The 13,659-nt window shown below is 69.3% G+C and carries 11 protein-coding genes and 1 pseudogene; 7 read left to right on the forward strand and 5 right to left on the reverse strand.

From position 1 onward, the window contains the following. Positions 1-21 precede the first annotated feature (21 nt). The 7 genes and pseudogenes from CFB46_RS29490 to CFB46_RS29520 all read left to right on the forward strand — a co-directional run bounded on the left by CFB46_RS29490 (position 22) and on the right by CFB46_RS29520 (position 8,426). Positions 22-1,404 (forward strand): amidohydrolase family protein, encoded by a 1,383-nt coding sequence (locus tag CFB46_RS29490; protein WP_089502176.1) that lies wholly within the window; start codon positions 22-24, stop codon positions 1,402-1,404. Continuing rightward, positions 1,401-1,706, forward strand: a pseudogene (locus CFB46_RS29495) (Asp/Glu/hydantoin racemase); the annotation flags it as partial. The gene CFB46_RS29490 and the pseudogene CFB46_RS29495, both read left to right, overlap by 4 nt. Positions 1,707-1,843: 137 nt before the next feature. Beyond that, the gene (locus CFB46_RS29500) at positions 1,844-2,731 is read left to right on the forward strand and encodes a LysR family transcriptional regulator (protein ID WP_089502177.1); all 888 of its coding nucleotides are present in this window, start codon (positions 1,844-1,846) and stop codon (positions 2,729-2,731) included. A gap of 171 nt (positions 2,732-2,902) precedes the next feature. Next, entirely contained in the window at positions 2,903-4,357 is a 1,455-nt protein-coding gene (locus tag CFB46_RS29505) for an N-acyl-D-amino-acid deacylase family protein (RefSeq protein WP_089502178.1), read from the forward strand. Further along, positions 4,354-5,694, forward strand: coding sequence for an MFS transporter (locus tag CFB46_RS29510; protein ID WP_089502179.1), 1,341 nt, complete (start codon positions 4,354-4,356; stop codon positions 5,692-5,694). Before CFB46_RS29505 ends, CFB46_RS29510 begins: the two co-directional genes overlap by 4 nt. A 28-nt stretch (positions 5,695-5,722) precedes the next feature. Then, positions 5,723-7,066, forward strand: coding sequence for an amidase family protein (locus CFB46_RS29515; protein WP_089502415.1), 1,344 nt, complete (start codon positions 5,723-5,725; stop codon positions 7,064-7,066). 118 nt (positions 7,067-7,184) lie between these two features. Further along, positions 7,185-8,426 (forward strand): NAD(P)/FAD-dependent oxidoreductase, encoded by a 1,242-nt coding sequence (locus CFB46_RS29520; protein WP_089502180.1) that lies wholly within the window; start codon positions 7,185-7,187, stop codon positions 8,424-8,426. 49 nt (positions 8,427-8,475) lie between these two features. Here CFB46_RS29520 and CFB46_RS29525 read toward each other — a convergent pair whose 3' ends face one another. From CFB46_RS29525 to CFB46_RS29545, 5 genes are all read right to left on the reverse strand, one after another. After that, entirely contained in the window at positions 8,476-9,621 is a 1,146-nt protein-coding gene (locus tag CFB46_RS29525) for an alpha-hydroxy acid oxidase (RefSeq protein WP_027781271.1), read from the reverse strand. A 182-nt stretch (positions 9,622-9,803) separates the two neighbouring features. Further along, positions 9,804-10,571, reverse strand: coding sequence for a FadR/GntR family transcriptional regulator (locus tag CFB46_RS29530; RefSeq protein WP_089502181.1), 768 nt, complete (start codon positions 10,569-10,571; stop codon positions 9,804-9,806). Positions 10,572-10,639: 68 nt separating this feature from the next. Further along, positions 10,640-11,530: an amidohydrolase family protein gene (locus CFB46_RS29535; RefSeq protein ID WP_089502416.1), complete on the reverse strand. Its 891-nt coding sequence runs from the start codon at positions 11,528-11,530 to the stop codon at positions 10,640-10,642. Between the two features lie 66 nt (positions 11,531-11,596). Further along, the gene (locus CFB46_RS29540) at positions 11,597-12,538 is read right to left on the reverse strand and encodes an ABC transporter substrate-binding protein (protein WP_027781274.1); all 942 of its coding nucleotides are present in this window, start codon (positions 12,536-12,538) and stop codon (positions 11,597-11,599) included. An 82-nt stretch (positions 12,539-12,620) separates the two neighbouring features. After that, on the reverse strand, positions 12,621-13,658 hold the full coding sequence (locus CFB46_RS29545) for an ABC transporter permease (RefSeq protein ID WP_006480700.1): 1,038 nt from the start codon (positions 13,656-13,658) through the stop codon (positions 12,621-12,623). Position 13,659 lies beyond the last annotated feature (1 nt).

The following is a 13,659-nucleotide window of genomic DNA, read 5'->3' on the forward strand; positions in this document are numbered from 1 at the left end:
CGAATCCGAGGAGACCCAAGCATGAGCCTTCCCTCTTCTTCGCTGCTGATCCGAAACCCCGTCGCGGTCATGAGCGGCCGCGCCGGCGACGCCGCGCGGCTCGGTCAGACCGACCTGCGCATTCGCGACGGCCGGATCGAATCGATCTCGCCCGATCTCGCGCCGCTCCCCGGCGAGCGCGTGATCGACGCAAGCGATTGCGTCGTCTACCCAGGCTGGATCAACACGCATCACCACTTGTTCCAGAACCTGTTGAAAGGCGTGCCGGCCGGCATCAACGCGGACCTGCAGGAATGGCTCGCGGCCGTGCCCTATCCGCGCGTCGCGCGCTTCACGCCGGCACTCGCGCCCATCGCCGCGCGGCTCGGCTTCGCGGAACTGCTGCTGTCCGGCGTGACGACCTGCGCCGATCACCACTACCTGTATCACGCAGGCGGCACGACCGAGACCGGCGACCTGCTGTTCGACGAGGCGGCCGGCTTCGGGATGCGCTTCGTGCTGTGCCGCGGCGGCGCATTGCAGGCGGCCGGCGACCATCCGGGCTTCGCCGGCACTGCGCTGCAACCCGAGACGCTCGACCAGATGCTCGCCGACATCGAGCGGTTGAAGGCGCGCTATCACGACGCGGGCAGCGCATCGATGCGCCGCGTGGTCGTCGCGCCGACCACACCGACCTTCTCGCTGCCGCCCGAACTGCTGCCCGAGGTGGCGCGCGCCGCGCGCGGCATGGGCCTGCGGTTGCATTCGCACCTTTCCGAGACGACGCGCTACGTCGATTTCTGCCGCGAGCGCTACGGCAAGCTGCCCGTCGAATTCGTCGCCGATCACGAATGGCTCGGCCCCGACGTGTGGTTCGCGCACCTGGTCCATCTCGAAGCGAACGAGATCGCGATGCTTGCGGAAACGGGCACCGGCTGCGCACACTGCCCCGTCAGCAACGCGCGGCTCGGCAGTGGCATCGCGCCCGCGCCGCGCATGGCGGCGGCCGGCGTGCCGGTGTCGCTCGGCGTGGACGGGGTCGCGTCGAACGAATCGGGCAGCATGACGCACGAAGCGAATTTCGCGTGGCTCGTGCATCGCGCGGCGCACGGCGCGTCGGCAACCACCGCCGAGGAAGTGCTGCACTGGGGCACGCAGGGCGGCGCGCGCGTGCTCGGGCTCGATGCGGTAGGCACGCTCGAAGTCGGCCAGGCCGCCGATCTCGTGCTGTACGACGTGAGCGGCCCGCGCTTCAACGGCTTCCACGATTATGCGATCGCATCGGTCGCGGCCGGCGAGCCGGCGCCCGTGAAGTACAGCATCGTGAACGGCCGCATCGTGGTGGACGACGGCGAGATCCCGGGCCTCGACCTGCCCGCGCTGCGCCGCGCGGCTGTCGACGCGGTGCGGCAGTTGCTCGACTGAACGGGGGCCATGCAACGCATTCACGTATCCGCATCGGTATCCTGACGCCGTCGTCGAACACCGCGCTCGAACCGCTGACGACCGCAATCGTCGCCGAACTGCCGAACGTCAGCGTGCACTTCGCGCGCTTCACCGTGACCGAGATCGCACTGAGCGCGGCCGCGCTCGACCAGTTCGACGCCGAGCGCATTCTCGTCGCGGCGCGGCAGCTTGCCGATGCGCGTGTCGACGTGATCGGCTGGAGCGGCACGTCGGCCGGCTGGCTCGGCTTCGAGCGCGACGCCGCGCTGTGCCGCAGCATCGAGATGCGCTGAGCGGATCGACGCGCGCGGCTGCGCCCGCGCGCCGATCGTGCCGCCCCGCGATTTCGACGACAATGACCGCTTGATCGCGGCGCGTCGTTCCGTGCCGTCGAATCGGACACGGAGCGCCCAGCGTCATGAAAGTCGAAAACTCGGAACTCGAAGCGTTCGTCGCCGTCGCGGAGCTCGGCACGTTCCACCGCGCCGCGGAGAAGCTGCACCTGACGCAGCCGGGGCTGTCGCGCCGCATCCAGAAGCTCGAACAGGCGCTCGGCGTCGAATTGTTCCATCGCACCACGCGCAGCGTGACGCTGACGGGCGTCGGCCGCCAGTTCCTGCCGATGGCGCGCGAGCAGATCGCGCAGCTCGGGATGATGCTGTCGTCGATCCAGGAGATCGCTGAAAAGCGCTACGGCAAGGTGCGGCTCGCGTGCATCCCCACCGTCGTCGCGCGGGCGCTGCCCGACGTGCTGCGCCGCTACGCGGCCAGGTATCCGCATGTCGCCGTGCAGATCCTCGACGGCAATCACGACTTCGTGCTGTCGCAGGTGCGCGCGGGCATCGCCGAATTCGGCGTGAGCCTGCACCCGGGCGACGACGACGATCTCGCGTTCGAGCCGCTCTTCACCGACCGCTACGTGCTCGCGGCCCATGAGGACGACCCGCTCGCGCGCGCCGACGCCGTCACGCTCGGCGAATTGCGGCACGCGAAGCTGATCATCGGCGGGCGCGACAGCGGCAACCGCCTGCTGCTCGAAATGCTGATGGGCCAGGAAGCCGTGCGGACCCGCTGGTTCTACGAGGTCGAGCACATCTCGTGCGTCGCGGCGCTCGTGGCGGCCGGCGTCGGCTGCGCGATCCTGCCCGAGAGCGCGCTGCGCGCGTACGGTTCACCCGCCGTGCGCGCCGTACCGATCGCGAGCCCGACGATCGAGCGCACGGTCGGCATCGTGCGGCACCGCACCATCTCGATGTCCAGCTTCGCGAGCGACCTCCAGGCCCTGGTGAAGGCGTCGCTCGCCTGACGCTCACGAACCGCCCGCGGGCGCGGCGCCGCCCGCATTGATGCCGGTTTCGCATGAATCGCGAGCCGAACGGCATTGGACGCCCGAAAAATGGCCGGGGACGATGGTGGCCGATACGAACGACGGAAACGGGCAACGCTCCGGGTCCGGACGGATTCCGGAGGAGCCACCATGCATTTCGATGTAATCCTGCGGCGCGGCGAGCTGATCGACGGCACGGGCACCGCGCGCTTCGACGCCGATCTCGGCGTGACCGGCGCGCGCATCGCCGCGATCGGCGACCTGAGCGGCGCGACGGCCACGCACACGCTCGACGCGAGCGGCCTGGTCGTCGCGCCGGGCTTCATCGACAGCCACACGCACGACGACGCGTTCGTGCTGACCGATCCCGACGTCGAACCCAAGGTCGCACAAGGCGTCACCACGGTGATCGCCGGCAACTGTGGGATCAGCCTCGCACCGCTGCTCGCCGAACGCGAAGTGCCGCAGCCGCTCGACCTGCTCGGCGCGTGGCAGGCGTTCCGCTTCCCGTCCTTTCGCGCGTATCTCGACGCGCTCGATGCCACGCCCGCCGCCGTCAACACGGCGGCCCTCGTCGGCCATTCGACGCTGCGCGTGCGGCACATGGCCGATCTCGAACGCGCGGCCGACGCGGCGGAAATCGCCGCGATGGCGGCCGACGTGCGCGAAGCGATGGCGGCCGGCGCGTTCGGCGTATCGTCGGGCACCTTCTATCCACCCGCCGCCGCCGCGACCACCGACGAGCTGATCGACGTGTGCGCGCAGCTGCGCGACACGGGCGGCGTGTTCGCGACGCACCTGCGCGACGAGACCGACGCGATCATCGCGTCGCTCGACGAGGCGTTCTCGATCGGCCGCGCGCTCGACGTGCGCGTCGTGCTGTCGCATCACAAGGTGGCCGGCAAGGCCAATCACGGCCGCTCGATCGAGACGCTCGCGCACATCGACGCGCAGCGGGCGCGGCAAGCGCTGTGCGTCGACTGCCATCCGTATCCGGCCACGTCGACGATGCTGCGCGCCGACCGCATCGGCCAGTCGTCGCGCGTGATCCTCGCGTGGTCGAAGCCGCATCCCGAGCTCGCGGGCCGCGACTTCCACGACCTGCTGCCGCTGTTCGGCGATTCCGTCGACGCGGCGATCGACGCGCTGCGCCCGGCCGGCGCGATCTACTTCGTGATGGACGAAGCGGATGTCGAACGCATCATGGGCCACGCGCTGACGATGGTCGGCTCCGACGGCCTGCCGAACGACACGCGCCCGCATCCGCGGCTGTGGGGCACCTTCCCGCGCGTGCTCGGCGAGTTCTCCCGCGAGCGCGGCCTGTTCCCGCTGGAGACGGCGGTGCGCAAGATGACGGGCCTCACCGCCGAGCAGTTCGGGATCGCTGAACGCGGCCGACTCGCGGTCGGCCACTACGCCGATCTCGTCGTGTTCGATCCCGCGCGCGTGATCGACCGCGCGACCTTCGCGAGCCCGACGCTGCGCCCCGACGGCATCGAGCATGTATTCGTCAACGGGCAGGCCGTACTCGCGGACGGGCGCCACACCGGCGCACGCCCCGGGCGCGCGCTGCGCCGCATCCTCTCCAGCCGGGAGTCGTCATGACACATTCGAACGGCACGGCCTCGCCGCGCGGCCTGCCATCAGCCGCCGATGCGCGCGCGGGCGCCGCTACACCCGACGTCGATGCGTTGTATGCGCGGTTGAGCCGCCGCATCATTCCGCTGATCCTCGTGTGCTACTTCTTCGGCTATCTCGACCGCGTGAACGTCGGGTTCGCGAAGCTGCAGATGGTGATGGACCTCCACCTGTCGGATGCGGCGTACGGCGTCGGCGCGGGGCTGTTCTTCGTCGGCTACCTGCTGCTGCAGGTGCCGGCCGGCTGGCTCGTGCAGCGCGTCGGCGTGAAGCGCTGCCTCGCCGGGTCGATGCTGACCTGGGGCGTGGTGTCGATCGCCACGCTCGCCACCCGCGACACGGCCAGCTTCTACGCGCTGCGCTTCCTGCTCGGCGTGACGGAGGCCAGCTTCTTCCCGGCCGTCATCGCGTATTTCAGCGTGTGGTTTCCGTCGCATCGGCTGTCGAAGGTGATGGCGCTGCTGTTTCTCGCGATGCCGCTCGGCGTGATCGTCGGCGGCCCGCTGTCCGGCTGGATCATGGACGCGACGCACGGCGGGCTCGGCCTGCGCGGCTGGCAATGGATGTTCCTGCTCGAAGGGCTGCCGGCCGTCGCGCTCGGGCTGGTTATGCTCGTACGCGTGACCGAACGGATCGACGACGCGACGTGGCTGACCGACGCCGAGAAGCGCACGGTCCACGCGGAAATGGCGCAGGAGGCGGCCGGCAAGCGTACGCAACTCGGCGCCGCGCTGCGCGAGCCGACGCTGTGGATCCTGTTCGCGACGTCGTTTCTCTATAACGTCGGCAACTACGGGCTCGTGTTCTGGATGCCGACGATGATCAAGTCGCTCGGCAATCTCAGCAATCTCGCGATCGGTCTCGTCAGCGCGATCCCGTATCTCGTCGCCTCGGTCGCGATGGTCGCGAACGCGCAGCATTCGGTGCGCACCGGCGAGCGGCGCTGGCATACGGCGCTGCCGGTCGCGATCGGCGGCGTCGCGCTGCTCGCGAGCCTCGGGATGCGCACGCACCCCGTGCTCGCGGTCGCGTGCCTGACCGTCGGCGTGGCCGGCATCATGAGCACGCTCGCGATGTTCTGGAGTTTGCCGTCGCGGATCCTCGCCGGCGAGGCGGCCGCGGGCGGCGCGGGGCTCGTCAACATCGGCGCGGCCGTCGCCGGATTCGTCGGCCCGACGCTGATGGGCTATGCGAAGGGTTTGACGGGCAGCACGGAATTCGGCGTCGCGCTGCTCGCGTTCACGCTGTTCGCGGCGGCGGCGCTGATCCTGTCGATTCCGCGCCGGTTGATGGCGCAATCATGAGGTGGTGCGCATGAGCACGGCGCCGTCGATGCGCAGCGCGCTCGCGCTGGCGGCCGAAGTTCGCGCGGGGCGTATCGGCGCTGAGTCGCTCGTGCAGGCCGCGCTCGCCGACATCGCCGCGCACGACGGCGCGATCCACGCGTGCGCGCAGACGTTCGACGAACGGGCGCTGCGTGACGCGCGGCGTATCGACCGGTGCGTACAGGACGGGCGCGACCCGGGCCCGCTCGCCGGCGTGCCGTTTCTCGTGAAGTGGAACTTCGACGTAGCCGGCTACACGACGGTCGCGGGATCGCCCGCGCGCGCCGCGTTGCCGGCCGCCGCTGCCGATGCGGCGATGGTCGCCCGGCTGTGCGCGGCCGGCGCGGTGCCGGTCGGCGCGACCCACATGGACGAACTCGCGTGCGGCGCCACCGGTGTGAATCCGCACTACGGTTCCGTACGCCTACCGGCGGACCCGACGCGCATGACCGGTGGCTCGTCGAGCGGCTCGGCCGCCGCGGTCGCGGCCGGCTATGTGCCGCTCGCGCTCGGCAGCGACACCAACGGCTCGATCCGCGCGCCGGCCGCGCTGTGCGGCGTATGGGGATTTCGGCCGGGCGACGGGCGGCTATCGCGGGACGGTTGTCTGCCTTATGCCGATTCGCTCGATACCGTCGGCGGGTTCGCGAACGATATCGACGATCTTGCGGCGTTGTACGACGTGATGCTCGGCGGTGCGGTGACGTTGCATGCGCAACGAATGCGCGCACCGGGCACGCAGTTGCGCGTCGCCGTGCTGGCCGGCGATTTCGAACGGCACGCCGATGCGGACGCGCAACGCGCCGTGCGGCGCGCGTCGGCTTGCCTGCGCGCCGGCGATTCGATATCGGTCGGCCGTGACGAAGTCGCGCGAGTGCGCGACGCGGCGGTCGTGATCTCGAACGTGGAACTGGCTCGCGCCCATCGCGGGTTGCTCGATGCGCCAGCCGCGCTCGTCTCCGAGCGCCTGCGGTCGCGCATTGCGGCCGGCCTCGCGACGACTGACTCGGCCTATCGGGAAGCGATCGCCTGTCGTGCCGCGTGGCGCGCGCGCCTCGAAGCGCTGTTCGCGCACCACGACGTGCTGATCGCGGCCGCGACACCCTATGCCGCGCCGCGCTTCGCCGACGCGACCGTCGACGTCAACGGCGAAGCGCTCGAACCCGCGAAGACGCTCGGCCTGCTCACTCAGCCGATCTCGTTCGCTGGTTTGCCTGTCGTCAGTGCACCGTGCTTCCTGCCGGGCGAGTTGCCGGTGGGCGTGCAGTTGATCGGCGCGCCGGGGAGCGAGGCCGTTTGCTTCGACGCCGCACGGCAGTTCTCGGCCGCCTGGCGGAACATGCGTCGTTAGCACCGGCACCCCTTGGTGCCCCGCGCCGCCGCGAGTATGCTTGCAGTTCGAATGCCCCCAACCTTGGCGCGCACACCGCATCGCGGGCAAGCGCACCGCCAACCGTCTTTCATCACCCATGGATTTCGACGTCATCGTTCTCGGCGCCGGCATCGTCGGCGTTTCCGCCGCGCTGCACCTGCAGGATCGCGGCCGCAAGGTCGCCCTCGTCGATCGCGGCGCGCCCGGCGAAGGCACGAGCTTCGGCAATGCCGGGCTGATCGAGCGCTCGTCGGTCGAGCCGTACCCGTTCCCGCGCAGCCCGTTCACACTGATGCGCTATGCGTTGAACCGCTCGACCGACCTCTACTGGCACAGCGCGTCGCTGCCCGCGTTCGCGCCATGGCTCGCACGGTTCTGGTGGGAATCGGCGCCGCTGCGTCACGCGGCGGCGTCGCGCGACATGCTGCCGCTGATCGAACGCTGCATCGTCGAACACGATGCGCTGATCGCGCGGGCCGGCGCCGGCGAACTGATCCGCGCGAGCGGCTGGCTGGAAGCGTTCCGCACGCCGGCCGCATTCGAACGCGGCGTGGCCGAGGCCGGCCTCACCGCGCGCCGCCATGGGCTCGGCATCACGCCGCTCGACGCGGCCGCGCTGCTCGCCCACGAACCGAGCCTCGCACCGGGCTTTTGCGGCGCGCTGCACTGGCTCGACCCGAAAAGCGTCGTCGATCCGGCCGCGCTCGTCAAAGCATATGCGCAGCTCTTCGTGCAAGGCGGCGGCACGTTGCTGACGGGCGACGCCGCAAGCCTCGACGCGCTGTCGCCCGGCTGGCAGGTCCGGACCGACGACGGCCCAGCGGCCGCGCCGGCCGTCGTGGTCGCGCTCGGCCCGTGGTCCGACACGGTGTTCGGCAAGTTCGGCTACAAGATCCCGCTGCGCGAGAAGCGCGGCTATCACATGCACTACGCGCCGTCCGACCGCGGCGTACCGTCGGCGCCGATCGTCGATCGCGAATACGGTTACGTGATCGCGCCGATGCGGCGCGGGCTGCGACTGACGACCGGCGTCGAGATCGCGCGGCGCGGGCTTCCGCCAACGGGTGTGCAGCTCGAACGCGCGGAACGCGTCGCACGGCCGGTGTTCGGGTTCGGCGAGCGGCTCGACCCGCAGCCGTGGCTCGGCTTCCGGCCGTGCACGCCCGACATGCGCCCGGTGATCGGCCCCGCGCCCGCGCATCGCGGGCTGTGGTTCGCGTTCGGGCACAACCATCACGGGCTGACGCTCGGCCCCGTCACCGGCCGCCTGCTGGCCGAGATGATGACGGGCGAGGCGACGTTCACCGATCCGGCGCCGTATCGCGCGGATCGCTTCTGAGCGCGCAACGCCAACCGGCCCGAACGCAGGACCGGCGTCGCCCCCGCCGTCAGCGAAAGCGAAGCTGATTTCGCCCGAGCTGCGAGACGGACGCGCAGCCCATCAGCCGCATATCGCGTTCGATCTCCGTCCGCATCAGCTGCAACGCGCGCTCGACGCCGGGCTGCCCCGCAGCGGCGAGCGGGAACAGGTAGTAGCGCCCGAGGCCGACCGCCTTCGCCCCCAGCGCCAGCGCTTTCAGTACGTGCGAACCCCGCTGCACGCCGCCGTCCATCATCACGTCGATCCGGTCGCCCACCGCGTCGACGACCTCGGCAAGCTGATCGAACGCGGCGCGCGAGCCGTCCAGTTGCCGCCCGCCGTGGTTCGACAACACGATGCCGGTACAACCGATGTCCGCCGCCCTGCGGGCGTCGTCGACCGACATCACGCCTTTCAGGCAAAACTGGCCGCCCCACTCCCGCACCATCGCGGCGACGTCGTCCCATGACATCGACGGATCGAGCATGTCCGTGAAGTAGCGGCTGATCGACATCGCGCCGCCGCCCATGTCGACATGCCGGTCAAGTTGCGGCAAACGGAACCGCTCGTGGGTCAGATAGTTGAACGCCCAGGCCGGCTTCAACGCGAACTCGGTCAGCCCCGCGAGCGTCAGCCGGAACGGAATCGAGAAGCCGGTGCGCTTGTCGCGCTCGCGATTGCCGCCGGTGATGCTGTCTACCGTCAGCATCATCACGTTCACGCCGGCCTCCCGCGAGCGGTTCATCATTTCGCGGTTGAGACCGCGATCCTTGTGAAAGTAGAACTGGTACACCTGCGGGCCCGGGCTGATCGCACGGGCCTCTTCCAGGCTCACGGTGCCGAGCGACGACACCCCGAACATCGTGTCGAATTTCGCGGCCGCAGCGGCGACGGCCCGCTCGCCGTCGTGATGAAACAGGCGTTGCAGCGCCGTCGGCGAACAATAAACCGGCATGCCGAGCTTTTGTCCCATGACCGTCACCGACAGATCGACATCGCGCACGCCACGCAACACGTTCGGTACCAGATCGCAGCTTTCGAATGCGCTCGTGTTGCGTCGATACGTGGCTTCATCGTCGGCCGCACCGTCGATGTAATTGAAGATCGGTCCCGGCAACCGCCGTCTGGCGAGCTCACGGAAGTCGTGGAAATTGTGGCAATCGTTCACGCGCATTCGTCACACTCCATTCGGCGCGCGAGCGGCATGCCGGTGGGCCGGCGCGCGGCGCTCGCATCGCAGTGTTCGTTCGGTCCCGGCGGCCGGTGTATTCGCGCGATACGGGGGCCGCGTCGGCGCCCTGGCGGAGCCGCATCGCGTCCGCCGCTTCCGAACCTGCAGGGAATCGACTCGCACGTTCAGTCGAGCGCGCGGCCGAAGATGCGGATCACTTCGTCGAGATGCTCGGCCATCGCGCGGCGCGCGGCTTCGGGATCGCGCGCGCGGATCGCGTCGAGGATCGCGCGATGCTCGCATTCCGACCGGTGCGGCATGTCGTTCGGCATGTACAGCGACTGCAGCCGCTGGAACATCAGGTCGTACTTGTGCGCGAGCAACTGCTTGATCATCAGCGCATACGCCGGATTGTCGCTCGCTTCCGCGATGCGGATATGGAACAGCCGGTCGCCCGGATGCGTGAGCGAGCCGCTGCGGTTGTCGTCCTGGTTGCGCAGGAACGCTTCGTGAATGCCTTCGATCTGCGCGTCCGAGCCGTGCTTCGCGGCCAGCGATGCGGCTTCCGGCTCGATCAGCCGGCGCGCCTGCAGCAGCGCGAACGGCGGGATTTCGGTATCGAGGTCGAGCGCGATGCCGAGCTCCGGATCGATCTCGACGATCGTGAACGGCGCGACCTTCGCGTCGGGCGCCGATGCGGGTTCGGGCGCGGCGGCCGTTTCGGGATGGCGCACCTTCACGCCGTCGCCGACGCGCACGCTGACGAGCCCGTTCACTTCGAGCGCGATCAGCGCCTCGCGCACCGACGTGCGCGACACGCCGAACCGTTCGGCGAGTTCGCGCTCGGGCGGCAGATAACTGCCCGGCGGGAAATCGCCGGACTCGATCATCGCACTGAGCTTGTCGGCGATCTGCTGGTAGAGGCGGCGGTTCTGAATCGGCTGGATGGACATACGTTGACGCTGGTAATCGGTTTCGTTCCGGACGGTCCGACGAATCGCGCGGACCGCTCGCGCCTATTTTATATGCCGCGCTTCACATCGCCCGGCACCGCGTAGCAGCGCGCGGCCGTGCCGCCCCACAACGCGGCGCGTTCGGCCGCCGACAGCCGCGATTCGGCCCAGCGCTCGACCAGCGACGCCACTTCGTCATACGACGCCGCGAGCAGGCACACGGGCCAGTCCGATCCGAACATCAGCCGCTGCGGGCCGAACGCGTCGAGCGCCGCGTCGAGGCACTGCTCGATATGCCGGATGTCCTGCCCGCGCAGGCCGCGCCGCCAGTCGGCTTCGGTCACGAGCCCCGACAGCTTGCACGCGACGTGCGGCAGCGCGCCGAATTCGCGCAGCGACGCGCGCCAGCGCGCGAGCGCCGTGTCGTCGCGCTCGAACTCGGCGAGCGCCGGCTTGCCGGCGTGGTCGAGCACGAGCCAGTGCGCGTCGTGCCGCGCGCAGAACGCGCGCACGTCCGGCAACTGGCGCTCGAACACGAGCACGTCGTACACGTAGCCGTTCGCCTGCAGCCACGCGACGCCGCGATTGAAGCCGGGATCCGCGACGAACGCGCCGACGTCGGCTTCGTCCTGCACCTGATGACGAAAGCCGCGCAGCTTCGGGCTGCGCCACTCGGCGACACGGTCGGCCAGCGCCGGCGCACCGAGATCCTCCCAGCCGACCACCGCCGCGATGCGTGCATCGTCGCGCGCCAGATCGAGCAGGAACGCCGTCTCGTCGCGCCCGGCGCGCGCCTGCACCGCGATCGACGCGCCGAGCGCCTGTGCATGCATCCGCGGCCACAGCGCGTCGGGCAGGTAGTCGCGCGCGAGCACGCCCATGCCGGGGCCGATCCACGGATAGTCGGCCGCGCGATAACGCCAGAAGTGCTGATGCGAATCGATGCGCACTGCGCCCATGATGCCCTCGTGTTCGATCACCGCGGCGGCGACGGCCCGCATCGCCGCCCCGCCCATCCGCAACGCTCAGTCGTACAACACCGCCGCGATCTTCGGATCGTCGATATTGGTCTTGTCGTACCAGTAGAAACCGGTATCGATGACCTTCGGCAGTTTCTCGCCCTTGATCGCCTTCACGGCCGCCTCGACCGTCTTGTAGCCGATCCCGATCGGGTTCTGCGTGATCGCGCCGGCCATCAGCCCGCTGCGGATCGCGTCCTTCTGCTGCTTGCCGGAATCGTAGCCGACGATCACGACCTTGCGCTTCATCTCGCGCACGCCGTTGACCACGCCGATCGCCGAGCCTTCGTTGGTGCCGAACAGCCCCTTGAGCTTGGGATACGCCTGCAGGATCGACTTCGTCACTTCGGTCGATTTCAGCTGATCGCCTTCGCCGTACTGCACGGTCACGACCTGCACCTTCGGGTGCGCCGACTTCATCCGGTCGAGGAAGCCGTCGCGGCGATCGATGCCGGTGCGGCTCGTCTGGTCGTGCGCGACCACGGCCACCTCGCCTGCGTCGCCGATCAGCGCGGCAAGCTTGTCGGCGGCGAGCGCGGCAGCCGCCTTGTTGTTGGTCGCGGCCGTCGTCACCGGAATGTCGCTGTCCACACCCGAATCGAACGCGATCACCGGAATCTTCTCGGCCTGCGCCTTCTTCAAGAGCGGCAGCGCGGCCTTGCTGTCGAGGGCCGCGAAGCCGAGCGCGGCCGGCTTCTTCGCGATCGCGGCGGACAGCATGTCGATCTGCTTGTCGACCATCGCCTCGGTTTCGGGCCCTTCGAACGTCACCTTCACCTTGTAGTCCTTCGCGGCTTGCATCGCGCCCGATTTCACGGCCTGCCAGAACTGATGCTGGAAGCCTTTCGAGATCAGCGGGATGTAGGTTTCCTGCGCCTGCGCGCCGGCCGTGACGCCGACGGCGAACGTCAGCCCGACGATCGCGTTCAACACCTTGCTCCTGATCACTTCGCGTCTCCTTGGTTGGTATCGACTGAAATGCCGGCCCGGCCGGCGGTGAAGCGCATGCGTGTTGGCGTCCATGCCGGCGTCAGCGGCGGCGCCGGCGCAGGATGTCCACATAGACGGCGAGGATGATGATCACGCCCGTCACGACCGTCTGCCATTCCTGCGCGACCGACATGATGCGCAGGCCGTTGGTCAGCACGCTCATGATGAACGCGCCGATGATGGTGCCGACGATGCTGCCCGCGCCGCCCGACAGCGACGTGCCGCCGATCACGACGGCCGCGATCGCATCGAGCTCGTAGCCCTGCCCGAGCGCCGGCTGCGCCGAGTTCAGCCGCGACGCGATCAGCAGGCCGGCGATTCCGCACACAGCGCCGCTGAACGTGTAGACGGCGATCTTCCACGCGTCGACGTTCACGCCGGAGAGCCGCAGCGCCTCCTCGTTGCTGCCGAGCGCGAACGTGTAGCGGCCGAAGATGGTACGGTTCAGCACGATCGACGCGCCGATCGCGACGAGGAACAGGATCAGCACCGCGTTCGGGATCGGCAGCGCGGGGATCAGGTTGCCGATCAGCGAATCCTGCGCGATCGACGTGAAGCCCGGCGTGTCGTTGAAGTAGATCGGCCGCGTGCCCGAGATCACGAGCGACAGCCCCTTCAGCAGCATCATCATGCCGAGCGTCGCGATGAACGGAGGCACCTTCATCTTCGCGATCACGAAGCCCGACACGCAGCCCGACAGCGCGCCGAAGCACAACGCGGCGAGGATCCCGAGCGGCAGCGGCATCCCCCATTTCGTCAGCACGACGCCGGCCATCACCGCGCAGAACGTCATCAGCGTGCCGACCGACAGGTCGATGCCGGACGTGATGATCACGTAGGTACAGGCGACGGCCAGCACGCCGTTCACGGCGGTCGCCTGCAGGATCGACACGAGGTTGTCGACCTCGAGGAAGTTCGACGACGCGAAGCTGAAGAACACGATCAGCAGCACGAGGCTCGCGAACGCGAGCAGCTTCTGCCGCGCGGCCGGGTTGAAGAAGCGCGATTTCAGGCTCGATGCGGCGGCCGGCGTGTCGCCGGTGGCAAGGGGCGGAACGGGATGCGTATCGTTGGACATG

This window comes from Burkholderia sp. HI2761, from assembly GCF_002223355.1.
In the GTDB taxonomy this organism is placed as follows: domain Bacteria; phylum Pseudomonadota; class Gammaproteobacteria; order Burkholderiales; family Burkholderiaceae; genus Burkholderia.

Coding starts and splice junctions, on each gene's coding strand:
- CFB46_RS29490 (WP_089502176.1), top strand. CDS start 22: ATGAGCCTTCCCTCTTCTTCGCTGCTGATCCGAAACCCCGTCGCGGTC.
- CFB46_RS29500 (WP_089502177.1), top strand. CDS start 1,844: ATGAAAGTCGAAAACTCGGAACTCGAAGCGTTCGTCGCCGTCGCGGAG.
- CFB46_RS29505 (WP_089502178.1), top strand. CDS start 2,903: ATGCATTTCGATGTAATCCTGCGGCGCGGCGAGCTGATCGACGGCACG.
- CFB46_RS29510 (WP_089502179.1), top strand. CDS start 4,354: ATGACACATTCGAACGGCACGGCCTCGCCGCGCGGCCTGCCATCAGCC.
- CFB46_RS29515 (WP_089502415.1), top strand. CDS start 5,723: ATGCGCAGCGCGCTCGCGCTGGCGGCCGAAGTTCGCGCGGGGCGTATC.
- CFB46_RS29520 (WP_089502180.1), top strand. CDS start 7,185: ATGGATTTCGACGTCATCGTTCTCGGCGCCGGCATCGTCGGCGTTTCC.
- CFB46_RS29525 (WP_027781271.1), bottom strand. CDS start 9,621: ATGCGCGTGAACGATTGCCACAATTTCCACGACTTCCGTGAGCTCGCC.
- CFB46_RS29530 (WP_089502181.1), bottom strand. CDS start 10,571: ATGTCCATCCAGCCGATTCAGAACCGCCGCCTCTACCAGCAGATCGCC.
- CFB46_RS29535 (WP_089502416.1), bottom strand. CDS start 11,530: ATGGGCGCAGTGCGCATCGATTCGCATCAGCACTTCTGGCGTTATCGC.
- CFB46_RS29545 (WP_006480700.1), bottom strand. CDS start 13,658: ATGTCCAACGATACGCATCCCGTTCCGCCCCTTGCCACCGGCGACACG.